Below are 23,900 nucleotides of genomic sequence, written 5' to 3'. Positions count from 1 at the left end.
AACAACAGCTATTTTTATTATTCTTGTTCTTTTTTATTCTTCTTCAATCGCTTTTTTGTAGAGTACAGATAGAAAGCGGCTATCTTATTTCAGGTTTAAACAATGCCAGAGCCCGTAGCGTTTGGATCCCGCGGACGCGCCTTATCCATCGACTCTCTATAGTCAAGCGAACGATAAGTTCCAATAGGGTTAATTGCTGCAGACTTACGGTAGCGAGCCATTGCAAGAATCGGTGTTACATCTATATTGAACGCTTTTTTGAGCTCCATCGAGGCCATCATTGCATCGTTATCTTGCTGGTGTCCGTAGAGGGCATCTCTGTCGACTAATAAAGCTTTCACGTAAGAGCGTTGAACTTCAATAGCGGATATCACTAAACTTTCGATAGGATCTGTTACATTGTGCGACTGGTCTAGCATATACGCAGGGTCAAAACCTTCTTGCTGACGGTGCTTCGCATCAACCAATTCATTGAAAATAAGAAACTGCTGATAGGGATGCAGTGAACCGCTATCTAAATCATCATCGCCATATTTACTATCATTGAAGTGGAAGCCACCCAACTTTTTGAATTGAATTAAACGAGACACTATCATCTCAATATTTGTATTTGGCGCATGATGCCCTAGGTCAACAAGAGACTTACACTTAGGACCTAAGTGCATTGCAGCGAGTAGGTTTGAACCCCAGTCTTGAATAACTGTTGAGTAAAACGCTGGCTCAAACATTTTATGTTCGATGTGCATTTCCCAATCACTTGGTAAGCCAGCATAGATCTTCTCCATGCTTGATAGATACCGTTCAAAAGCGCGTTGAAAATGCTGCTGTCCAGGATGATTAGAACCATCACCAACCCACACTGTTAAGCTTTTAGCTCCCAAAGCTTGCCCATATTCAATACAATCTAGATTATGCTGAATAGCAAGCTCTCGAGATGCCTCTTGCGTATTACTTAAGCTACCGTATTTGTATGATACTTCTTGACCCGGCTGATCTTGGAACGTATTTGAGTTGACTGAAACCCAACTCAGACCATATTCATCAGACGTCTGCTTTAGCTCTTTGAAATCGTCAACTTTGTCCCATGGGAAGTGAGGTGACACACTGTCTGTGCACCCTGACAACTCATTGATCACAGAGCAGTCTTCAAGCTTTTCATAAATATTGCGAGGTTCGCCTTGAAGAGGAAAACGAGCAAATCGAGTTCCACCCGTACCTGTTCCCCACGATGGTACTGCTATTTGAAACTGCTCTGCGGCTTTTGTGAACGTCTCAATATCAATACCGTCACGACCTAGCTTTTCACCTAAGGCGTCATAATCAGATTTTAAATCTTTATAAAGTTCTTCGTTTCGTTCTTTAATTAAAGATGATTCTATTCTACGTAACATAATATACTCCTAGCGTAGGAAGGCTTCGTGCAAACCGCCGTCTACACTAATAATTTGACCTGTGGTTTTGTTAAGCTGACCAGATACAAGTAGGTAGGCTGCTTCAGCTTGATCTTCAGGTGTAATTGGTGACTTTGTTAATGTTCTTTGCGCGTAAAACTCAGCCAAGTTTGTACGAAGCTTTTCAGTCGAGTCTGATTCTTGAAACGGAATGTCGTACTTCGTCAGCGAAGATATAACGCGGTCGCGCGGGAACATACTGCTACCTTGAACTACGGTGGCAGGAGCAAGAGCGTTGACATTAACGAGCGGTGACAACGTTACAGCAAGTTCACGAACTAAGTGGTTAGCAGCAGATTTGCTCGTGTCGTAAGCTAGTGAACCTTTCTTAGACACTGCACCGTTAACGCTTGTGGTGAGTACCATATTTCCTTTCATTTGCTGCTTTTCCCAGATTTTCTGCGCTTCAGAAGCCACAACATAGCCGCCTTTTACGTTCACGTTGAAGCTCAGCTCAAAGACTTCATCGTTTTTCGCTAAATCTGCGCCCTCTGCGATAAATACACCCGCAGTAACAATAACTTTATCAATGCCGCCATAAGCTAAGGTTACATTGGTAAATAATTCCTCTACGGTTTCTCTTTTGGTTATATCAACACCAAGTGCAATAGCCGGGCCACATGACGAAATACCCGTGCCAGCTACCCCAATACCCTTGCCGTAAATAGCTTCTAATTCTTCTGCAGTTGCTTTAGCGTTTTCAAGGCGAAGATCGGCACAGACAACGTGCGCGCCTTCCCGTGCAACACGATGTGCTGTTGCTTTACCAATACCGTCTCCAGCACCTATAACAACGACAACGTCTCTAGCAAGAGGAGCCTCTTTTGGCATTCTTTGCAGTTTGGCTTCTTCTAAAGCCCAGTATTCGATATCAAATGCTTCTTGGGCAGGAAGAGCAGTATATTCAGAAATTGCTTCTGCGCCTCTCATTACCTCAATAGCACAGTTGTAGAACTCAGCGGTAACACGGGATTCACTTTTGTTCTTACCCCAAGCAATCATTCCAACGCCAGGAATTAGCACTACTGTTGGGCTTGGATCGCGCATTGCTGGTGAGTCGTCACGTTTGCATGCTTCGTAATATGCCGTGTAGTCCAGTCTATATTTCTCTAACGCCGCATCAAATTTCGCAACAAGCTCTTCAAGTGCATCTGATTTAGGATCAAAGTCGATATAAAGTGGTTTAATTTTCGTTCTTAGGAAATGGTCTGGGCAGGAAGTACCAAGCTCAGCAAGACGAGGAGCATCAACACTATTGACGAACCTTAGTGTGGCCTCATCATTTTGAAGCGTGCCAATGTATTTAACATTAGAAGATAGCTTTCCTCTTGCGATAGGCATAAAGTCAGTGAGTAGGCTTCTCGCTTTATCTTGGGCAAGAGATTCTACTTTTTGTCCACCGAACGTTTTATCGCCTTTATCATGCTCTTCAATATAACGCGCCGCAGTTTCAATGACCCATAATGAGGTTTCGTAGCAACTTTTGCTTTCTGAAGACCAATTAGTGTGACCGTGCTGACCTAAAAGAATACCCCATATATCCGGATTCGCTTCATATGCATCTTCACATACTTTTGCTGCTTCCCAACCAGGGCGCATCCAAGGAACATAGGCTAATTTCCCATCCCATATTTTGGCAGTGAGTGCTTCTTGGTCTTTACATGATGCTACAGAAATTACGGCATTTGGATGTAGATGATCAACGTGCTTCTCTTCAATCATTGAGTGCAGAGGCGTATCTATTGATGAGGCGCGAGGGTTTAAGCAGAAATTACAATGCTTAAACATGCCTACCATTTTGTCTTCACCAGCGCTTTTATACCCTTTATCCGGATATTGCTGGTAAACGTTATCTAACGCACGGAGTTTGTCAGCATAAAGGGAAGAAAAGTTCTCTTTTTTTGATGTTCTTAAATCACCGCCTGAGCCCTTAACCCATAGCACTTCTACTTGTTCGCCTGTTAAGGGATCTTCTTCGAGTAGTTTAGCAGATGTGTTTCCACCGCCAGTATTGGTGATTCGTTGGTCTTCACCTAGCTTATTTGAGCGGTATACTAAATTCTCTACAGGTGAGAGCTTATCTGCTTCTTCATCTTTCCAAAGGTACTTAACATGCTTGTAATCATCGGGTTTAAAAGCCATTACAGTGTCCTAAAATTATCAGTTAGATATGTTTCATAAATGTAAACATTGATTATTACGGTAACAATACACGCCACTTCCAATCCGTGTCAATCATTTTCAATCATAATTGGTTTCATTTTGACTGCATCATGAGTATTAAACAGCTTACAAGCTGATATGAGTCTGTTTTTGAGCGATTTTGACTAATTCAATCCATTCATCAGCATAGGAGTCTAGCCCAGAAAAATTGGAGGGCTCTACCTTTTCCAAATCTAGTGAATGCTGGTTGTGTTTTTCATAGCCTATGAGCGCTGCTGCACCTAGTACGGTGCCAGTATTGTCAGTCGAGGCGAAAACCGGCTGATGACAGCGCAATTGCGCAACTAAGCGACAGAGCAGTGGGTTTTTAAGGAACGCGCCCTCAATATAAATTGTTCCAACAGCTTCGAGGTCATTTAACCGCTGATTAATCATAAGAGCGCAATATAGGGTTGCTATGGCTTGTGGCGCGGTTGGTCTTTCAGGGCAAAGCAATTGAGGCGTCAAGTTGGGGAAAGGGCCATTGCCCTCACTAAAGTCAGGCGTAACCCGCCAATAATGACTTATAGCGTCTTGAATTTCTGATTCTGTTGGGTTCATTTTTATATTGCCACCGAGCGTAGTACAAATACGCTCGTACTCACGACCTCCCATAAATCTCGCACAAGAAACTGGGTTACCGTTGATATCTACGTTAGCTAGGGTGTCTACTTTGTCATGAAGAGTACTCACGTCTCCTCCAGACTGCATTAATATAGTCCACGTACCCGTAGACATGACAGTAAATTGCTCGCTCGATTGAGAATTGATATTTAGATATCTCAAGAAGCTCGCATTGCTATCATGTATGCCGCAATAAATATTGCATAACGTAGACAGTGAAGTCTGCTTAGATACTTCTTCGCTTATTTGTCCTATGCATTCCCATGCATTCTTCATAGGTGGGAATAGCTCCGCCCATTTCTTTTTAACTGTGAAAGAAGAAAATTGTTGCGCAGCGGGATGCCATAAATCTGTGTGGCATCCTAAAGAGGTCACCTCTGCGCTTAATTCTGCCCCCAACCTCCATGCCCAATACTGCGGATACAAAAGAATAGCATTAGCCTTTGCAAATTCTTTCGGGTACTTTTCCTGTAACCAATAGAGCTGCTTCCCAAGATTCAAACCTGCAGGCAATAGTGGGGACAAGGTTTCACTAAAGTCCGGACGTTCAACCTTGTAACGTTGCGAACATTCATCAATACCCTGATATTCATAGTCTAGTATTGGAAGTGCAAGTGCTTTAGATCTATCTGTCGCATTGCTATCAATCAGTGCCGCTGTGGCACCGTGTGTAGTTACCACAAATCCCTCAACCTCTTTTGTATATGTGCACGACTTCAAGGTTTCTACTATCCAATCCCAGATACTGTCTACGTCCGCCTGAGGGTACTGACCTGCAATTGGAGCATTTTTGCAGCTGAAACTAGCAACTTGTTCACTGCCTGAAACAAACAATAGTTTTATATGAGTTTTACCAATATCTAAAACAGCTTTCACTCTAGCATTAACTCCGAATTTTCTTGTGAATGTAATATCAAAGGAGCGTCAAGTTAGTTGTAGCTATAGCGTGAGCTCAAACGCTTATCAGCAATGCTGCTTATGACTGCTCTCGAAGATACTTCTAGATTATTAAGTCAATGTATAACAAACAATGATTGCAAATGAAAGCTTTTGATTGAAAGTAATCACTGATACGACTACTTAATGTTAAGTAGTAAATGCTGGAAGCAGCATGAGTTTTAGGAGGGTATTTAATATAAAGAGGTTTCTACGTTCTGAGAAACCTCTTTGGAGAAAACGCTAATTATTAGGCAGCTTCTAATGTCTCAACGTCAACAACAATAACTTCGATACCGTAGCTTCTGATTTCGTCTAACTGCGCTTTATCAGCACGATTGTCAGTGATTACAATGTCCACAGACTCTAAATCACAGAAAACAAGGTTACTTTGCAATCCAATTTTTGTGCTATCAGCCAATACAACCAGTTTATCCGCCTGCTTGCGTAGCTTTTTTTCTGCCAAGATAAGCAATGGATCAGATTCCATGACACCGTATTTACTGATACCTGGCGTTCCCATAAACATCATAGTGCCGCGATAGTTCTGTGTAGTATCATTCTCGAAAGAACTTAAAATGATGCTCTGCTTTCTATATACCTCACCACCTGGCAAGGTCACTTGATTCTGGCTATTTTCAACTAAATCCTGGGCCAATACGAATGAATTCGTGAGTACATTCAATCTTTTGTCTCTCAAGAACTCCGCCATCATGTATGTAGAACTGCCACCATTGATAATGATCGATTCACCGTCATTACAAAGTTCACATGCAGTTTTAGCAATGGCGCGTTTAATATCTGCATTCTTTTCTTTATCAATCAGAAATGCATTGCCAGAAAGATAGAAATTTGAGGTAGAACCACTATCGATAACTTGTGCACCGCCCCTAATCTTTTTAATCTTCTTTTGAGACGATAATTTTTTTAAATCACGTCTAATCGTTGCCTCAGATGCGCCTAATTGACTACACAATTCTGGAACACTCGCGAAGGTGGACTCTTCTAAAACTTCTAGAATTAACTGTTGTCGCTGCTTTTCAAGCATTACTTTTCTGTCCTATTTGGCGTTATAGCGTTTAATATAATCACCAAAGCAACCAAAATCAATCAAAAAACTCATCACATGATTGATTTTGATAAAACTGACCTACTTGATGGCTATTTACAGGCTAAAACTTAGCTTAAAGATGAAATCTCAATGTGGTCCATATCATCAAATTCTTGGTTTTCACCACCCATGGCCCAAATAAAGCTATAGTTTGTCGTTCCTACACCACTATGGATAGACCAACTCGGAGACGCAATTGCAACTTCAGGGGCCAGCGGTAGCGTTTTCACTTCTTTTGGCTCACCAAGCATATGAAAAACGCGTTCACTTTGGTCAATATCGAAGTACATGTAAATCTCAGTTCTACGAAAATGCGTGTGTGGAGGTTTGGTGTTCCAAACACTTCCCGTTTTTAATTCAGTAATCCCCATCACTAACTGACAGCTATCAACAATTCCTGGTCTTATAGATTGAAATATTGTTCTCTCGTTTGATGTCTCCTGAGAACCGAGGTCAATTTGTTTTGCCATCGTTTTCGGTACATGGACGGTTTTAGTTACGCGGTGCGCAGGATATGAAATCATGTAATATTTTGCAGGATTACTCGCATCCTCTGACGATAAGATAACCTCTTTACTACCTCTAGTAACATATAGGCTGTCTTTTTTAGCCATGTCAAAATTTTCACCGTCTACTGTAACTGAACCGTCACCACCGATATTAATAATTCCCAGCTCTCGGCGCTCACAAAAATAGTCAGCCGCAAGTTCTTTATGAGTAGGTAGTTCGATGGGTGACTGCGTCGGCATAGCGCCGCCGATAACTGCCCTATCGACATCTGTGTAAGTAAGCGATAAATGACCAGGTGTAAAAAGCCCCTCTGTTAAGAAAGCTTCTCTTAACTCCTCGTTGGTCATACTTGGATAACTGCGTTTATTAGTAGAAAACAAAAAATTCATAATATGCCTATTTGATGTGTTGTTCGAAAGATAGGATGGCTCGTTCTAGCGTGCCATCCAGCCGCCATCAACAAGTAGTACATGCCCGTTCACGTATGAAGATGCTCGTGAAGAAAGGAAAATAGCGGCGCCACCGAGATCATCTGGCTGGCCCCATTTTTCAGTTGGGATCCGACTGGTTATACTTTCAAAACGCGCTTGGTCTTGGCGGATATTGTAAGTATTGTCTGTTTCGAAATATCCAGGAGCTATTGCGTTAACTTGAATATTTTTATTTGCCCACTCATTTGCCAGTGCCTTCGTTAACTGAGCCACACCGCCTTTACTCGCTGCGTAAGCTGGAACTGTGATACCACCAGAGAAACTCAATAGAGAAGCAATGTTAATAATTTTGCCGCTCCCCTGTTTAAGCATTTGCTTGCCCGCTTCACGACAAAAAGTAAACACACCGTTTAAATTCACATTGATAACTTCGTTCCAATCTTCATCTGAAAACTCGTGTGCTGGAGAGCGCTTAATCGTGCCAGCATTATTTACTAAAATATCTATATGACCATGGTCTTTGATAATGTCACTCACCGTATCAATAATTTGCTTTGTTTCGGACTGGTCACAGCCATAACCTGCACATTTGATATCCTTTTCTGCCAACAACTTAAGTGTAGCCTCTACACTTTTAGTTGATGAGCCAATAGCAATTACTGTTGCCCCCGCTTCACCTAGGGCAAGAGCAATACCTTGCCCTAGCCCTCTACTAGCACCTGTAACAACAGCTACTTTACCGTGTAATCCAAATTGTCTACTTAAATAATCAGACACGTAACGTCTCCTAAGTTTTACTTAAAATTAAATGAGACCCAAAACCTTGGGCAAAAATTCGCTAATTCCGGGGAAAATAATGGTAAGGGCCAGTGCAACAAGCATTGCTGCATAGAGAGGCAAAATAGGCTTCATTATGCTGCTTATAGATACCTTACCAATGCTACACCCTACGAATAGCACGCTACCCACAGGAGGAGTACAAAGACCAATTGATAGATTCAGAATCATCATTATCCCAAAATGCAAAGGCGATATATTGAGCATCTCAGCTATGGGTAAGAAAATGGGAGTAAATATCAGTACGGCTGGCGTGACATCCATAAATGTGCCAACTGCCAACAGAATGAGGTTCATTATCAGCAAGATTATGATGGCGTTTTCAGACACCGAAAGTAATGAGTTGCTTATTGCTTGAGGTATTTCTTCGTACGACATTAACCAAGACATTGATGCTGAGGCGCCAATAAGAAACATGACGATTGCGGTAGTATTGATAGTTTTCAGTAAAATGGGATAAAGATCTTTAGTGCTAAGTTCCTTATAAAACCCTAGTGCGAGAACTAGTGAGTAGAGAACTGCGATAGCGCCAGCTTCAGTCGGAGTAAACAGACCTCCTATTATTCCACCGATTATCAATACAATCAGAAATAAACACGGCACAGCACCAAAAAGGCTTGGCCAGAATTTCCCAACCACTATAGTTTTGTCTGTTTTAATTCCCGTTTTTTTGACGTAGTAGCCCGCCCCTAACATGAGCAACGCAGTGACCAAAAGTCCGGGTAAATATCCAGCAATAAACAGCGCAGCAATGGATACACCACCACTGGCCAATGAATATATAATGAGTATATTGCTAGGGGGAATTAACATACCGGTTGTTGCAGCGGTAACTGTTACCGCGGTGCTGAAAGGTCTGCTATATCCCTCTTTTTCCATAGCAGGTACCATAAAACCACCTACCGCAGAGGTTGCAGCGACTGCTGAACCCGAAATTGAACCGAAAAGCGCACAGGAAATAATGTTTACGAACGCAAGTCCACCAGGAAGTTTTCCTACCAATACTTTTGCAAACTCAATAAGTCTTACTGCAATGCCCCCCTGCCCCATCAAATACCCCGATAAAACAAAGAACGGAATGGCCAACAGTGCGAAGCTGTCCACTCCTACCGCCAAGCGTTGCGCAAGCGTTGTTAGCGCCGGAAGCGTATCAATTGTCAGTAACATTGTTGCTAAAGTGGCAACGATGATACTTATCGCTATAGGAATATTTATTAGCAGTAGTATTAAAAATATCCCAAAGAGTACTAGTGAAGTCATAGTGCTTGCTCCCTAAGCTTATTGGTATTGTTCATTTCAAGCAGTCCCAATACACCGTAGACAACAAACAGCATTCCACTTACCGGTACAACGATATAAACGAACCCCATAGGGATGCCTAAGACAGGAGATGCTTGCTCCAGCAAGAACGTTATGTAGGTAAGATTTGCCCCACCCACTACAAGCACACCTAATGCAAACAAGATAATCAACGCGTAGCCTAATTTAGCTGCGAGTAATGCCCCTTTTTGCTTCAATTTTTTTGTAAGGTAGTCAAAGCCTAAATGACTATGGGTATGAAATGCGTAAGCGCTGCCGAGCAAACTTATCCATATGAGTAAAAATCGGGCCATCTCCTCAGTGAACGAACTGGGGTGAGGCAAAATAAAGCGAGTGATAACTTGCCATGTTACGTTCAACACTAATAACGCCAGCATTAGGGCCAAAAAAACGCGGAGATATTTATTTAACACAGCAATCGAAACTAGTAGTGATTTCATTTATTTTCTCCTAGGCCTTTTATCTGTTGAACCAACTTCTCAAGTTCCGAACCGCGAAGTTCTTCATAAATAGGGGCTACACTCTCTTGAAATTGTCGCTTGTCTGCTGCGATAACCTGAACTCCAGCTTCTTTTACAATCGCCAATGACTCTTCTGTAGACTCTGCCCACATTTCCCTTTGATAGTCCGTAGCCGCTTGCATAGCATCTTCTAACCATGTTTTTTGAGTAGCGCTAAGTTGGTCCCAGACATGAGTTCCCACAATAATGACGTCGGGAATAGAGGTGTGTTCATCTAAGATGAGAAATTGGCTAACTTCATAGTGCTTCGAGAAATAGAAACTCGGGAGGTTGTTTTCCGCGCCGTCTACCACACCTTGCTGTAGAGAAGTATAAAGCTCGCCCCAACTTACGGGTGTCGCAGATCCCCCCATAGTGTTCACCATAGATACAGCCGTTTGGCTGTTCATGACTCTGATTTTCTGGCCCTTCAAATCACCAGGCGTCTGAACTGGTTTTTTGGTGGTATAGAAGCTTCTTGAACCGGCATCAAAATACCCCAACCCTTTGAAGCGATATGGTTCACCAGCTTCAAGTAGCTTTGTTCCAACCTCTCCTTTTAATGTTTTCCAATAATGCGTTTGGTCATTAAAGAGATAAGGTAGACTAAATACTTTCATTTCCGGAACAAAGGTTTCAAGTGCGCTTGCTGATACCTTCGTCATCCCCATGCTACCGATTTGGATCAACTCAAGAACTTCTCTTTCATCACCAACTTGAGAAGAGGGGTAGATGACAATAGACATCTCGCCATTAGAGTTTCGCTCTAGTTCTTCTTTCAAGAAAACGAGGCCTTTGTGGACAGGGTGGTTTATATCAAGCTGATGGCCCAATCGAATTATGTAAGCGTCACTTTTTTCTTCTTTGCTACATCCACTCAACATTGATAGCGGTAGTAGTAAAATAAGACAAAACAATCGGTAGCATCTCATTGTTCTTCCTCAAGCAACTTTAGTTCACGAGGAACAATTGCGCCCTTATGTAGGATTACTTGAGCCGCACAGAATTGGCCAGCTCGAATGCAATTTTCTAAGTCTTCACCTTTAGCTTTTTTCGCCAGAAATGCGCCATTGAAAGAGTCGCCGGCAGCAGTTGTATCTACAGGTTCAACAACATTTGGAACATCAAACTCGTACTTTCCGTTGATATTCGCTGCAAAAACACCGTCTGGACCATTTTTCACTACGACTTCTGAAGCACCATTTTTCAACCATCGCTCTATACAATATTCAATTGAATGCTCGCCATGTAAGCTTATTTCATCTTCCATACTCAAGAGCGCTATATCCGTTAGATTCATTATTTGATTAAACGCGTTGGAAGCTTCATTAATCGAGGGCCAACTTTTCGGACGATAGTTATTATCGAAAATAACTTTTCCACCCTTAGCACGATATGTATTCAAAAAATCAAACAGCTTGGCTCTTGAGGGTTCAGAATAGATAGACAAGGTAATGCCACTGAGAAATATGGCGTCGTAATCTTCAAGCTCTTTGAAAATTTCTGGGCATTGTTCTACTAATAATTTAGCAGGTGACTGGGAGCGCCAATAATGGAAGTGTCTTTCACCATTAGCTTCATTTTCGATGAGATATAGGCCTGGAACGTTATTGGTCAGTATCTTTACGTGTTTTACACCGACACCTTCACTTTTCCAGTTCTCAAGCATTTTGTTGCTAAACACATCATCGCTCAAGGCGGTAACATACTCTACCTCGCCGCCGCAACGAGAGAGATATATAGCGGTGTTAAGAGTATCACCACCATAATTGAGTTGGTAAAGCTCATCTTCACTGTTCGATAACTCAATCATACATTCGCCAATAATTGCTAACTTCACCCGACTGCACTCCAACCTCAATGTTGCGTGAATTACATTTAAGAGCATCTTCACGCAATAAAAATCATTAAACAATTGTAAAATGATTGTATATGAACATATAACAATCATCAATACTCAAAAGCAATCATAAAATGAGAAGATAGGCAGTGAAGGACATTTTTAGGAAAGATGAAAATGTGGTATATCAAACTAGATGTTTACAAGAAAAAGCGATACTACTCACGTTAGCGCTTTGGTGAACACCAACGTGAGTAAACTGATATAGTTAATTTGATGGCAGCTTATTTACAAAATCATCTCGTTTTTTAACTTCATCGCTTCGCTCAGATTCGTACTTTTCAACATATTCATTAGCGCGTTGGAGAAGCGCCTTTGCCAGATACTTGAATTTGTCGTCGTAAGCTAAATTGTGAGTCTCTCCTGGATCGTTTTCTAAATCATAGAGCTGGATATGGTCATTTTTATAAAAATTGACTAATTTCCAGTGTGTGGTTCTAAGACCATACATTGGTGGGATAGGAGCGCGCTTAGGCTGATACATATGCTCAAAGAAGAACTCTTTTCGCCAACTCTCAACTTCATTAGACTCTACAAGTGGTATTAAACTTTTTCCTTGATAGGAATCGGGTATATCGACACCTGCAAAATCTAGGATTGTTGGCGCAATATCAATATTCAACGCGATTTCCCGCGACGCTTTTTGCTTTTTAATACGTGGATCTTTGATTATCAATGGAACACGAAGGTCCTCTTCCCACCCAAACCACTTGCCAGCTAATTGCCTTTCATTGAGTGCATAGCCGTTGTCGCCGGTATAAATGATTATTGTATTGTCATCTACACCTAGTGACTCAAGTAATTCGTTCAAAGAGCCCACCGCCTTATCAACGCTACTAATTGCTCGATAATGGCGCTTAATAATTCGTTGATACAATTCGGGGGTTGCAAACCTGTACTCCCACCTTATTCGCCCCATTGATGACTTAATAAAGTCAGGTAATTCTGCATAGATTTTATCCTCAGAATTAGCTGCTGGAGGGATAGTCGTGTCAGAGTACATGTCTTCAAATTCGCTCGGGTAGTGAAATTGATCTTCTTTATCAATGTCATGAGCGTGGGGATTCCAGAAGTTGACTGCTAAAGCCCACGGCTTATTTTTCTGTGAAGCCTGTTCAATAAACTCGCTCGCTAAATTTTGAATGTAGTATGTTTGAGGTATTTGCTTTCCTTTCCACTCATTCGTTTTCGATTGTAATAGAGGCTTAAAATAATCGAAACGCTGACTATCAGGGTTTGAAATTTTTATTTCATATTTTCCCACGAATCCAGTGCTGTAACCTGCTTTTTTGAGTAAAGCGGGGTACATATTAGACGATTCCTCTTTGCCAGTAGCAGGACGGCCAAATGTGAAATCATGCGTTCTTTCCGTTAAGCCGGTTAATATGCTGATGCGACTGGATGCACATATAGGGGTAGTGACAAACGCGTTATCAAACATAACGCCTTCACTTGCAATCTTGTCAAGGTTTGGCGTCTTCACAATGTGTGATTTGGAACCCAATAGATCCCACCTATGGTCATCGGCTAGTATAAATAAAATGTTTGGCCGAGAACGCTCTTCGTTCATGCTTTCTTTTGCATTAACACTTGCAACACCAAGGCATAAAATAATAAGAATAAGTGAAAGCAGCGTTTTCATCTGTATTTTCCCAGTTATGAAATAAAAAACCCCTCTAGCCCACGGAGACTAGAGGGGAAGCCCTACTTTGGAAACTAGCTTCCAGACACATTGACACTAGTGACTGGTTTATTCTCGACGACAGCTTTATTTGAATTAGCAAGATAAGCGTATGTCGCGGTTATAAAGTAGGTGATTGTTGCAACTAATAATGGAGTGTGGAGTTGACTGTTTTCACCATCTTGAAATGCCATAACACCAATAACTAAGCAAGCTATAAGGGAGGCAATAGCAATAAGGGAAGCTACCGATACAATAAGCGGTGTTTTGGTTTGTAGACCCGCAACGCTATCTGGCCTTAAATTTTTCAAATAACTTTTTTCATCAACTTTTCGATTAGCTTCAATTTCCTCAGCAATTACTGATTCGGGATAAGCTGTTTTAGCCCCCATTGCTATAGCTAATAGACAGTAAGTCACGGTTGAATAAAGCCAAATAGGAACAAGCAGGAAAAAGAGATGGAATACGCCAGAACGCTCTAGAACATAACTAAGCGCCAGCGCCGTGAGCCAAGTAATAATCGCGGCAAAGTTTGTCGTATTTCCTTTATAGAGCGACCAGTAACGAGTTAACCCTATTCTTGGAAATAACCAGTGCTCTGCCACTATAATTGCGCCTACTGGAGCCATCATCAGTCCCATTATCCCAACAAATCCCAGTAGCTGAGAAAATACAAAAGGAAAACACGCAATAATCGTGGTTACCACACCAACTACTATTGTAGATTTCTCTCTGCCCCATTTAGGGTTTAATGAGCTAAATGCCAAACCGGCGCGGTAAATTGTAGGGTTTGAAGTCGTCCACCCAGCAATGATTACAGCAATAATTCCGCATGTGCCTAGTGCTTGATAAGCTACAGCGCCGGGATCTAGACTGGTGATCGCTGTGCTAAGAATTATTGCTGCTCCGGCCCCCATTATCCCTGCGCATATCCATGCCATATAGTGGCCTATAAACATACCCAACGCTGAAAAGAATCCATATTTAGAATAACGCGCAAATCGGAGTAGTGTCATATCGCCCATTCCTCCATGCATTGCTAGATTAGCAACCCACGCGAACGCAGCAACATGCCAGAAACCGACTTCTTCACTCGTCTTTATCCATATCGATTCATTGGCGATAGTGTAAAAGTCTAAGAACGACGATATTGAGCTAATTCCGGGAGTAGCCTCTATCAGAGCAGGAAGAAGAAACAAGGCACCCACAATAAACATCAAGATCATCCAAGGAGCGCATACCTCAGCAAACGCCGCCAGTTTTTCAAAGCCTTTTACGGCCATAAAAACTACGACAGCGCCAACAAATAAAGCGACCAATACAAACCTAAAGTCCGAAGGAAACCAACCTACTTGCGGTGGGATGTCTAACAAAATTCTTACCGCTGACGCTGAGACCGTAATCATTGCGCCGGCAAGCACACTAAAGAGTATTCCATTGACTACGCTGTAGAGCTTGATGGTGCCCTTCCCAGCTATCTTTTCTAAGTAAGCATATAATGTCAGGCGTGTGTCAGTTGCAATTGGCGCAGTTAAAAGGCCCCATGTTAGTACAGCTAACAAGTTTCCTAGCAAAAGCCCAACTAGAATATCTCCTGCACCTACGCCCCAAGACACGAACAGTGCTCCTATGACGAACTCCGTACCGGCGACATGTTCACCAGCGTAACTACCTGCAAACGCACGCGCTGGTTGTAATTTATTAGGGCTTATCGGTTGTGATTCAAACTCATCTGAACTCGACACATTTCCTCCATTATTCTCGTTTTAGGCTTTATTTAGTGCAAGCCGCTTAAAAAGGAAGTAAAGATGATTACTTTTGAGCGATTATGACTTAAGTGTTAGTTTCAATCAACAAAATTGTTATCAGGATGTATAGTGATATTAATGAGTCAGCACACATAAAACATAAGATAAGACTAATATTGTAAGTGCGTCTTTATTTTAAATAGAAATTTTGTGGTAGTGTTTGAACTAGAAATAGAAGAAAAGATTAAGTTAGCAAATTGACCGCATGATTGGATCGAATGTCGATTTTCAATGCAAACTTTAGTTCTTTATGAATTAAACAAGTATAAAAAAAACGCCACACCCCTTAAAAAGTAAGGGCTGTGGCAGATATAAGCCATTGTGTTTCCGCGGAAACACTCAGCTTATTTGGTTAATGATTTAATTAGCTCTTTAAGTACATTTTCTAGCATTACAGGGTCTTCAAAATCTACTTTATCCCAATCGATACCTAACTCTAACTGAGTAACATCTTCCTTTAATAGACGCTTTAATGCTGAGGTTTGATTAACTTTTACTTTTGGCAGTGAAATATATTGCTTTGCTCTCCCTGCTTTTTTTACAACAGGGGCTTGAAGGTATTTTGTAAATTTCTTTTCGTCGTACAAAGCACTAAGATATTTTTCAACCTCTTCCCTGCCCTGCTCTTCGGCTTTAATAATTTCTTCGTAAAGTCCTCTTAAAGACTCCACAATTCGATATTCTAATAGTGGCATGACTAGTGTTCTATAGTCATGGAGCTTGTCATAACGATAGAAAGTAGTTCGACCAATCCCCAAATATGATGTAACAATAGAGGCCCTGCTCGATGCTAGCTTATCACTTTCAATCTGTTCTAATTCTGTAACAGCATTTGAATAGCTACTCAGTGCATCAGGTAATGTTAAATCATTACGTGAGAAGTTTTCGATGTGCCGCAAAACACTTATGTTTTTTGGCCTCTCTGCATAAATCTTAACTTTGACTTTAATTAAACCACCATAAAGATATCGGATAGCATAATACCGTCTATGACCGGCCACTATAGCGTAATCAGACATATTTTTACGCCAAACCGCTATGGGATGAATTAGTTCGCTATGTTTAAGAGTTTCTGCTAACCCCTTAATTTCTTCAATTTCCGCATTGACTGCGTCATATCTGGGATTACTTTTATCTAATCGGTTTTCAATGACATCTTTTTCACACACTACGCAATCTGTTAAAGAAGCAATGGAACCAGCATCATCACGCTTAGCAAACTTAACGGGTAAATAACGAGGGTTATCAGACTGAGGTTGAATATAATCGACCAATACCCTGTCTACCTCAGATGACGTCTTAAACAATGGGTCATCGTGAACACTGCTTTTTTTTGATTTATCTCGTTGCTTCAAATCATCAAGCATCTGTTGAGACTTCTTTGAGACCCCTTCGCCAGATTGATATTTACTTATTAGGTCTTCTTGAGATGTTGGCTTGGCAACTCTTCGACTTCTTGGCTTTCTTGCTGTCATCTCATATCTCCCCATAAGCTATTTTCAATCAACGTATAAAGTTTTTGCATTTCGCTTTTTGCGTGATGATTGTAAACATAGTTAAAATGAGTTTCATCCACCGATGGACGCTCCATTACTCGGTAGCAATTTCGCTGCTGCAACCAAAATGGACTCATATATCTACCTGTAGGACCATCTTTGTCGTAAAGCTTCGCTAGAGCGACTTCATCTTTCTGAGTTAATCGTGATTTGCTTGGTACTTTGTTAGGCACAACCCCAACAATTTCCAATGGATTAGATGCACGGTCTTCGTTAATACGATCTATCCTGTTGAGAAGCATAGGCACGCCATCGATTGAATCGTACTCGGGCTCCGTAGGAATGATAACGTGGGTTGCAGCACCGAGCATTCCTGCTGAAACTGGAGATTTACTTGGTGGATTATCGACAATTACGATGTCGTAATCATCAGCTAGGTCTTCTACAGAGAACCAATCTCGCATATGAGCAGTAATTTTGGACACCAATCTATCTGCTTCAGGAGTAAGCGCCAATACTCTGTCTACATTACCCTCTGAAGGCAAAACTTTAATATTTTCAAAAGCCGTTGGATATTCATATACCGGAGAATTAAATAAGATATCAGTGCTTGTGTTTCTACCGCTCCATTCCGGATCGTCAATATCCTCAAACTCTGGATGCAGAGGTGCGGCATATTCATCATCGCCAGGAATAGCGTCCATCTTTAAAAACGCCTTTGATGAGTCTTGCTGAGAATCGTAGTCTAATACTAAAACGCGCCGCTTCTTTCCTTTTCCGTTAGGACCTCCAGTCGCCAGAAGGTATGCAATTGTTGACGCCAAAAATGTTTTACCAACCCCACCTTTCCTATGGTAGCTGGATAGCACGCGCATTCCATTATACAGCTCTATCTTCTTCATTATTCAAACCTTATCTAAGGACACCAGTATATATTGGCATGCTAAATAGTTAATGTCTCGGATCGAATCTTTAGAACAATAGCCTAGCTGAAAAACTTAGCTTTACTAGAGCGCTGAGCGATTAACAAGAATGACTCACAGGAAATATAACTTTGAAATGTGTAGTTCTCATTGAAGAACAAGGAGTATTTAGTCGTTTAGACAAGAAGGTCTACGCAACAGGATTATTGCTGATAAGGTGTATTCACACAAATAAAGTAGCTCTTAACTTAAATTAAAATATAAATGAATTTTCGCTGAAGCCGATATATTTAAAGGGCTACGTGCTAACAGATTGAAACTGTTTCCGCGGAAACGCTATTGAAAATTTTGCCTTATGTACAATGGCGTGAGGTAATATCATTCATAGATAAAACATCTTTTCTATTTAATTAAAAAGTAAATACAATATCGCTGGAAGGCCCATCCTTGTTGACGCCTGGCGTTGTCATACTACATTGTTTCCGCGGAAACATTGATGAACTATGCAGTCACCTTCTACAAATCAAGTAAGCGACGATGGGTGAAAGGAACTCAGTTCTTGACTCCACATAAACCAAATAACGCAAAGCATGGACATAGAAATACTTCTATTATAATCTCTGGATCGAATCTACTCGATAAATAAAATCTATAGGAAGAGAATCAGCGTGCGTGAACTATTCGAGTTGTCTGAAAAATATGGATTTAAGGCCCCCTTAGTTTCAGTATCTAGTGACTTTGACTTTAAGGTTTTCATGAGACTTTGCAGCTCACTAGATATTTCAGCTACATCGAGTACTGTTGCGTCAGACATATTTATTACACTCCAAGAGATAGAAGAACTTACCGCTAGCTTAGAATTCGTAGCCAAAAGAATTAACCGTAAGTTGTCTAACGTAAGACATCACCTCGTACAGTTAGAAAAGGAAGGTTTAATCGTTAGCGAATTTATCACGACTGATCCTATAAAAAAGCGGCGGGGAAGACTCTACAAACTAGTCATGCCAAAGGGGCATTCGATTGCCTCGGCAGAATCTAATAATAAAGACCAAGAGATTGACAACTTTCAATTGGTTTCATCCAGTACTGTTGAAACAATCAACATAGAGCGTTACGACGATAAGACACGTTTTATCGAGCTTCAAATTGTTCGCTATTTGGTGAAAGCAATGCGAACGAACCGCAAAGATAAAACAAGCTCTCTTAGTATTAAACTTCGAGAGGAGGGGAGAACAAAACCCATTCTGATAACAGCGAGGGCAGAGGAGGGGAGATTAATTTATCTTCCTGACATGAGTTACTACGCAAGCGCGATTACTTGGTTAATCAATCATATTTCAGAACGAATTGAAGAGTCAGAAACCATCGGAGAAACCTTTACGTTGCCCTTAGAGCCCCTTATTTCAATGGCGAAAGATATACCAGTATCAGATGCTTCCGCGGGTGGTTACATCAGCAATGCTATTCAATCCATGCAGAGAATATCTGCAACGACATTTGATATGAGAGATTTTTATGATAATAGAAAAGATTTCATTATTGACATAGAAATGTACTATAAATTATTTCGCTTAGAAGCGATCGTAACTTATGAAGACTCTAAGAATGTAGAAAAAAAGGCGGCCGTCATACAGTTCCCCAGGTCAACTGTAAAAAATATTATTGCTGCCATAAAAGCGAAAAGAACGCTGGATGATATGTTGCTCATCGACAGTGATGTATTTGCTACAAAAAACGAAATTGAGATTCTGTTTGGGCTTTGGGCACGTGAACATCTCATAACCGGTAGGCAAGCACAGCAACTATATGCGTGGAATGAACTGCGAGAATCCGTCGCTCCCTCCTCAAGCCTCAATGAATTTAAGCGCAAGTTTTCCAATATGGTTATGGCAAACTCTGACCCATCTTACAAAGCAAAGATCCACGAAGCAGTGGCTGAAAAGATAGTCAAACAGGTAGGAACAAGTTTTCTGTCAGAACAACGTAAAGGTGAGCTAGTAGTTGAGTATGGTAGGGCTACTGTTCAAGGATATCTGATCAATATAGGTTATTCGCCAGAACAAGGCGCATCAGTGATCGCATTTAGACGTGACATGTCAGCCCTCCACATTTTAGGAAAACTTGATGATCGTCGTTAAACGATTGCGTACCTGTTAAGCCGGATCGAACCTTTAATCTAACTAAATCAGTTATTAAGCCTTGGATCGAATCTTTAGAAAGATCAACAATAGATCACGATCCAACTTGATCTCTCACACCTTTCATATAAAGATTACATACATTAAAGAAAACAACAAAAAACAATACAATCTTTAAACGCTCAGTGAAGAGCATTTTGGAAATATGGAAAGATAAGAAGCGCAAAAAACAAAACCCGTGAAGTGTTGGCGCACTGCACGGGTCTTTAGATGTAACTTTTCGAACCAGTTACACATCTAATTTTAGCGGTTTACCCGATCAGGTCAACCTCTAAAGCGTTTTTTATCAGCAAATCACGTATATTGTTGGTAAAAAGATGAACCCTAATAGTAAATTTGATGACGTACTTTTTATGTCGTCAGGGCAGTTTGAGCAATTAACAGACACAGAGTCGTTTGTGTTTTCACATATTGCCTTTTTCGCTTGTCAATTGAAACCATATAGACGTCTCTTCAAGCAGACAACTCAAGCTATTTGCAATAAAGTCGGCTACTCACCAAATGCAGTCCGTTCAGCAATCTCATCTTTAGTATCGAAAGGCTTTTTGAAAAAAGGTGAGCCTGTCGAAAGAGAGCACGGTTCTTATCACCCTTACTACGATAATATCGCGCATCATTTAAAAATAGGCGATAACGCTTACGCATTACTATTCGCAAGCGAATTAGAAAAAACACTTGTAGCGGCAAGGAGTAAAAAAATAAAAGACCAAGGACGTGCAATAACCTTCTTTAAAGTTCAGGTAGGCCAGCTCAAGCGCAACAGCGCTGTGTTATCTGGGAATAGATCTAAACATACTCACAAAGCACTAATTTTACATGGCTATCTATTAAATCAGCACAAGTGGAATATAGAAAAAAGTAGGCAAAAGGTCTGTAGAACGGTGCCGTTCCTGTCTCACTTTCTCAACTGGTCGCAAAATACAGTAAGACGCGTTTTAAATACGCTACAGAATCTAGAAATTATCGCTTTCGAGTTCGCTAACGGCGTTCTAAAGTTTTTATCTATAAATACATTTAAAGTGATAGCCAAACCATTTCACGGCCTTGTCACGAAGCTATCGGTTTTGGTATCTAAGGCTCCGTCGCTCGATAGTGTGCCAGTGAAACACAACGAACCTCGAATTCAAAAATCCCCAAGAGAAGCAGCTCAACACCTTCAACGTTTGAAGAGCCTAGGAAAAGTGTAGTCAACAACGCGCTACAGCAGACACATCTACTACTATTTATTACCAACTATTACACTCACATCAAAAATGAGTTGTTTTCTTACCCTTATAAACCGAACTAGCAGTATATAGATCAGTAAAACCTTGTATTCGATATTGTAATACGTAGATCTGTAGACTCAGCTGCATTTTTGCGACAAACCAAACTCCATTCATGCGTAGATAGAGTTCCATTGATGCGTAATAAAGACCATTCAACACTAGTAAAAGACAATCAAGTGCAATTCGACGCTTTGATGCAGACATTAGAATATACATAGAGGTTAGATAAAGGATATTTATATGGCTGCGCAATACTTAATATTTTTTATCAAAAACAAGAAAAAAGAAAAAAGACTGTTGAGTTATCAAACTCACAAGGTTGTTCTGTTGTAAGAGGCGCAGAACTTTATATCCTCATTGTGATTGAAAGTTATTGTTATTGATTAATTGTGAATATATTGTAAAGGCATCACTTAAAAAATAGGTTGTTTCAACAATGTATACCTTTCATAGAAAACTATTAGCTCGGAAATTCAAGCTTCTCGTCAGATTATCGATGCACATTAGTTTTTCAATAATGGCGCTATTAATCAGCGCTTCATTGTCAGCCAACGGTAGCGAGGGCATTGAGGCTCTAAGGAATAAAGAAAATATATTTCTCCCAGATTACTCATATGCTGGTTATCACAATGGAGAAAAGAAGATTGTTGCTAACGTTGATACCACAAATATCGATGTAGTGAATTATGGTGCACTCCCGAATGACCATAAGGATGACACAAAAGCTATCCTAAAAGCCTTAGACTTTGCACACACGGTAGAAGGGCATGTGACAGTAGCTTTTCCGAAAGGGCGCTTCATTATCAAAGATATTCTCAAGATTAATCGAAGTGATATAACAATTAGTGGAAAAGGAATGGGCTCCAGTGGTACTCAACTTTATTTTCCGATGCCGCTGTCAATTATTGACAAAACACCTACATTGAATGAACTTCGAGATTACTTAAGGTTACATAACAAAAAACAAAAAGACCCTGAAATCTATATAGATGACTATTTTTCTGAATACTCTTGGTCAGGCGGCGTGATATGGATCCAAAAGGAGAACACTCGCCCCGTTCCTTATTTAAAAGAGTTGGATAAGCAACCCCAAAAAATAGCTGTAATCTCTAAAGGAAAAAGAGGTGATTCAACCCTAGACGTTACCGACGCAGGAGGTATTTCAGAAGGGGATATACTCAGAATAGACTGGCATAATAAAGAGGGTAAACAAGGCGGCATTGTAAAAGCTATTTATGGCAATACTGACCAAGTTATTGGTTCACACCATTTTGACTTCCCAAATCGTCCGCTCGTCATGCAACCAACTCAAGTTAAGTCAGTAAAAGGCAATAAAATAGAAATAAGTGACCCTCTCTTACACGATATAAATAGTAATATACCTGCACACTTCTCATCATGGGAGCATTTAAAAGAGGTTGGGATAGAAGGACTATCTATTCACTTTCCAACGGGCGATACCTATGGCCATCATATTGAGCAGGGCTTTAACGGTATCTACTTAACTAGCGTATTCAACGGCTGGATTAGGGACGTAAGCTTTAGCAATGCAGACAGCGCTCTATTAACTGAGAATAGTGGAAATGTTACAATCTCAAATATACGCAGCGATGGAAGTCGTTTTGGACACTATGGTATCCATCTTGGGAGCGTACATAACTTCTTGGTAGAAGATGCTAAAATTCTAAATCCCACAGTACATACATTTAGTATGAACACCAAGTCAACGAAAAGTGTATTTTTGCGAGGTGTAGGTTTTACGCAACCCACGTTAGATCAGCATGCAGGAGCCAACCATCAAAACCTATACGACAACATGACTTTCCACATAGAAGCAAAGCCTAGTGAAGATGGCCCTTACTACGATTTATGGTTTGGAGGTGGGGCAGGGTACTGGCAACCCGGTCACGGGCGATATAACACGACATGGAACTCTAAAATACTTGTTGAAAGTGGCGCCGATGGTGATGAAACAGTCAGAATTTTGGGGCAGACAGAAGGACCTGATGCAAGAGTTATTGGCATGTATGGAAATAGAAAATTCGAAGTAGAACATAATCCTTCACCTTATATCGCTGACATTAATTCGAAAATGGCTATACCTTCTCTTTACGAATATCAGAAACAGCAAAGGTTAAATAAGTAGGGGTAGAATGGCCCAAGGAATAAAACCTTGGGCCATAACAATCAACGCATCCGCTTTCTAAGAAATGCTATGCCAACGATACAAAGCATTAAAAGCGTTGGTGGCGCGGGCACCGATGTTGCGCTTATATCATCCCCGTCAAAATTTTGCGCAAACATGTCAATTAACATAAGTTCAGGCGATGTCACGTTGTCTTCTAACGCAATAAAGCTGAATGTTCCTAATGTAAACGATGTACCTAGGAAGCTATCCCAATCAGCAGAAAATCCTAATTGAAGTAACAATTCATCCCCTGAGGCAAAAGCATCGTCAAAATAAGAGTTATCAAAAACACCATCAGTAATAGTAAGCATGTCAAACTCAAATAGACTGGAATCAAATTCCCATACAATCTCAAGAAAATCTATTGCTGGATTAGCTTCATTAATAAACACCTCTAGCTCTATTAAATCGCCAGTTGAGTATGACGATGAATCACTTGAAAAGGTAATGAGCGATGCCTTTGATGAAAAGGACATCATTAAACCAATAATAAGTATTAAGTTCGCAATTTTCATT

At 40.8% G+C, this 23,900-nt stretch carries 18 protein-coding genes; 3 read left to right on the top strand and 15 right to left on the bottom strand.

Annotation, left to right across the window (positions count from 1 at the left end; translation table 11 throughout):
* Positions 1–95: 95 nt before the first annotated feature.
* From rhaI to AC27HD_RS17195, 14 genes are all read right to left on the bottom strand, one after another.
* Entirely contained in the window at positions 96–1,391 is a 1,296-nt protein-coding gene (rhaI, locus tag AC27HD_RS17260; protein WP_032096182.1) for an L-rhamnose catabolism isomerase, read from the bottom strand.
* A gap of 9 nt (positions 1,392–1,400) precedes the next feature.
* Positions 1,401–3,593 carry a bifunctional rhamnulose-1-phosphate aldolase/short-chain dehydrogenase gene (locus tag AC27HD_RS17255; protein ID WP_032096181.1) on the bottom strand — a complete coding sequence of 731 codons (2,193 nt, stop codon included), beginning with the start codon at positions 3,591–3,593 and terminating at the stop codon, positions 1,401–1,403.
* Positions 3,594–3,740: 147 nt separating this feature from the next.
* Positions 3,741–5,153 (bottom strand): FGGY-family carbohydrate kinase, encoded by a 1,413-nt coding sequence (locus AC27HD_RS17250; RefSeq protein ID WP_487107368.1) that lies wholly within the window; start codon positions 5,151–5,153, stop codon positions 3,741–3,743.
* 310 nt (positions 5,154–5,463) lie between these two features.
* Complete coding sequence (locus tag AC27HD_RS17245; protein WP_032096179.1) at positions 5,464–6,261, bottom strand: DeoR/GlpR family DNA-binding transcription regulator; 798 nt, start codon at positions 6,259–6,261, stop codon at positions 5,464–5,466.
* A 131-nt stretch (positions 6,262–6,392) separates the two neighbouring features.
* Positions 6,393–7,223 (bottom strand): 5-dehydro-4-deoxy-D-glucuronate isomerase, encoded by an 831-nt coding sequence (gene kduI / locus AC27HD_RS17240; protein ID WP_032096178.1) that lies wholly within the window; start codon positions 7,221–7,223, stop codon positions 6,393–6,395.
* A gap of 45 nt (positions 7,224–7,268) precedes the next feature.
* Positions 7,269–8,042 carry an SDR family NAD(P)-dependent oxidoreductase gene (locus tag AC27HD_RS17235; RefSeq protein ID WP_032096177.1) on the bottom strand — a complete coding sequence of 258 codons (774 nt, stop codon included), beginning with the start codon at positions 8,040–8,042 and terminating at the stop codon, positions 7,269–7,271.
* 27 nt (positions 8,043–8,069) lie between these two features.
* The gene (locus AC27HD_RS17230) at positions 8,070–9,362 is read right to left on the bottom strand and encodes a TRAP transporter large permease (RefSeq protein WP_032096176.1); all 1,293 of its coding nucleotides are present in this window, start codon (positions 9,360–9,362) and stop codon (positions 8,070–8,072) included.
* Positions 9,359–9,862, bottom strand: coding sequence for a TRAP transporter small permease (locus AC27HD_RS17225; RefSeq protein WP_052010181.1), 504 nt, complete (start codon positions 9,860–9,862; stop codon positions 9,359–9,361). Before AC27HD_RS17225 ends, AC27HD_RS17230 begins: the two co-directional genes overlap by 4 nt.
* Positions 9,859–10,854 (bottom strand): TRAP transporter substrate-binding protein, encoded by a 996-nt coding sequence (locus tag AC27HD_RS17220; protein WP_032096175.1) that lies wholly within the window; start codon positions 10,852–10,854, stop codon positions 9,859–9,861. Before AC27HD_RS17220 ends, AC27HD_RS17225 begins: the two co-directional genes overlap by 4 nt.
* Entirely contained in the window at positions 10,851–11,762 is a 912-nt protein-coding gene (locus tag AC27HD_RS17215) for a sugar kinase (protein WP_032096174.1), read from the bottom strand. Before AC27HD_RS17215 ends, AC27HD_RS17220 begins: the two co-directional genes overlap by 4 nt.
* Positions 11,763–12,030: 268 nt before the next feature.
* The gene (locus tag AC27HD_RS17210; RefSeq protein WP_032096173.1) at positions 12,031–13,464 is read right to left on the bottom strand and encodes a sulfatase family protein; all 1,434 of its coding nucleotides are present in this window, start codon (positions 13,462–13,464) and stop codon (positions 12,031–12,033) included.
* A gap of 74 nt (positions 13,465–13,538) precedes the next feature.
* A complete protein-coding gene (locus AC27HD_RS17205; protein ID WP_032096172.1) occupies positions 13,539–15,248 on the bottom strand; it encodes a purine-cytosine permease family protein in 1,710 nt (569 codons plus the stop codon).
* Between the two features lie 407 nt (positions 15,249–15,655).
* Complete coding sequence (locus AC27HD_RS17200; protein ID WP_032096171.1) at positions 15,656–16,786, bottom strand: ParB N-terminal domain-containing protein; 1,131 nt, start codon at positions 16,784–16,786, stop codon at positions 15,656–15,658.
* The gene (locus tag AC27HD_RS17195) at positions 16,783–17,709 is read right to left on the bottom strand and encodes a ParA family protein (protein WP_032096170.1); all 927 of its coding nucleotides are present in this window, start codon (positions 17,707–17,709) and stop codon (positions 16,783–16,785) included. Before AC27HD_RS17195 ends, AC27HD_RS17200 begins: the two co-directional genes overlap by 4 nt.
* A gap of 689 nt (positions 17,710–18,398) precedes the next feature.
* On the opposite strand from AC27HD_RS17195, the gene AC27HD_RS17190 reads away from it, so the two are divergent.
* The 3 genes from AC27HD_RS17190 (at position 18,399) to AC27HD_RS17180 (ending at position 23,342) form a co-directional block, all read left to right on the top strand.
* Entirely contained in the window at positions 18,399–19,868 is a 1,470-nt protein-coding gene (locus tag AC27HD_RS17190; protein ID WP_032096169.1) for a helix-turn-helix transcriptional regulator, read from the top strand.
* A gap of 377 nt (positions 19,869–20,245) precedes the next feature.
* A complete protein-coding gene (locus AC27HD_RS17185) occupies positions 20,246–21,115 on the top strand; it encodes a hypothetical protein (protein ID WP_032096168.1) in 870 nt (289 codons plus the stop codon).
* 577 nt (positions 21,116–21,692) lie between these two features.
* The gene (locus AC27HD_RS17180) at positions 21,693–23,342 is read left to right on the top strand and encodes a glycosyl hydrolase family 28-related protein (RefSeq protein ID WP_032096167.1); all 1,650 of its coding nucleotides are present in this window, start codon (positions 21,693–21,695) and stop codon (positions 23,340–23,342) included.
* 41 nt (positions 23,343–23,383) lie between these two features.
* Here the strand turns inward: AC27HD_RS17180 and AC27HD_RS17175 are convergent, their stop codons facing one another.
* Positions 23,384–23,899 carry a hypothetical protein gene (locus AC27HD_RS17175; protein WP_032096166.1) on the bottom strand — a complete coding sequence of 172 codons (516 nt, stop codon included), beginning with the start codon at positions 23,897–23,899 and terminating at the stop codon, positions 23,384–23,386.
* Between the last annotated feature and the right edge of the window lies 1 nt (position 23,900).

Source organism: Alteromonas sp. 4NS20-0143 (assembly GCF_057542855.1).
The sequence above is the reverse complement of the archived record's forward strand: the minus strand, read 5'-3'. Positions and strand labels throughout refer to the sequence as shown.

Excerpts from the sequence above, each read along its gene's own strand:
- rhaI (WP_032096182.1), bottom strand. The coding sequence starts at position 1,391 with ATGTTACGTAGAATAGAATCATCTTTAATTAAAGAACGAAACGAAGAA.
- AC27HD_RS17255 (WP_032096181.1), bottom strand. The coding sequence starts at position 3,593 with ATGGCTTTTAAACCCGATGATTACAAGCATGTTAAGTACCTTTGGAAA.
- AC27HD_RS17245 (WP_032096179.1), bottom strand. The coding sequence starts at position 6,261 with ATGCTTGAAAAGCAGCGACAACAGTTAATTCTAGAAGTTTTAGAAGAG.
- kduI (WP_032096178.1), bottom strand. The coding sequence starts at position 7,223 with ATGAATTTTTTGTTTTCTACTAATAAACGCAGTTATCCAAGTATGACC.
- AC27HD_RS17230 (WP_032096176.1), bottom strand. The coding sequence starts at position 9,362 with ATGACTTCACTAGTACTCTTTGGGATATTTTTAATACTACTGCTAATA.
- AC27HD_RS17225 (WP_052010181.1), bottom strand. The coding sequence starts at position 9,862 with ATGAAATCACTACTAGTTTCGATTGCTGTGTTAAATAAATATCTCCGC.
- AC27HD_RS17220 (WP_032096175.1), bottom strand. The coding sequence starts at position 10,854 with ATGAGATGCTACCGATTGTTTTGTCTTATTTTACTACTACCGCTATCA.
- AC27HD_RS17210 (WP_032096173.1), bottom strand. The coding sequence starts at position 13,464 with ATGAAAACGCTGCTTTCACTTATTCTTATTATTTTATGCCTTGGTGTT.
- AC27HD_RS17200 (WP_032096171.1), bottom strand. The coding sequence starts at position 16,786 with ATGACAGCAAGAAAGCCAAGAAGTCGAAGAGTTGCCAAGCCAACATCT.
- AC27HD_RS17195 (WP_032096170.1), bottom strand. The coding sequence starts at position 17,709 with ATGAAGAAGATAGAGCTGTATAATGGAATGCGCGTGCTATCCAGCTAC.
- AC27HD_RS17185 (WP_032096168.1), top strand. The coding sequence starts at position 20,246 with ATGAACCCTAATAGTAAATTTGATGACGTACTTTTTATGTCGTCAGGG.
- AC27HD_RS17180 (WP_032096167.1), top strand. The coding sequence starts at position 21,693 with ATGCACATTAGTTTTTCAATAATGGCGCTATTAATCAGCGCTTCATTG.
- AC27HD_RS17175 (WP_032096166.1), bottom strand. The coding sequence starts at position 23,899 with ATGAAAATTGCGAACTTAATACTTATTATTGGTTTAATGATGTCCTTT.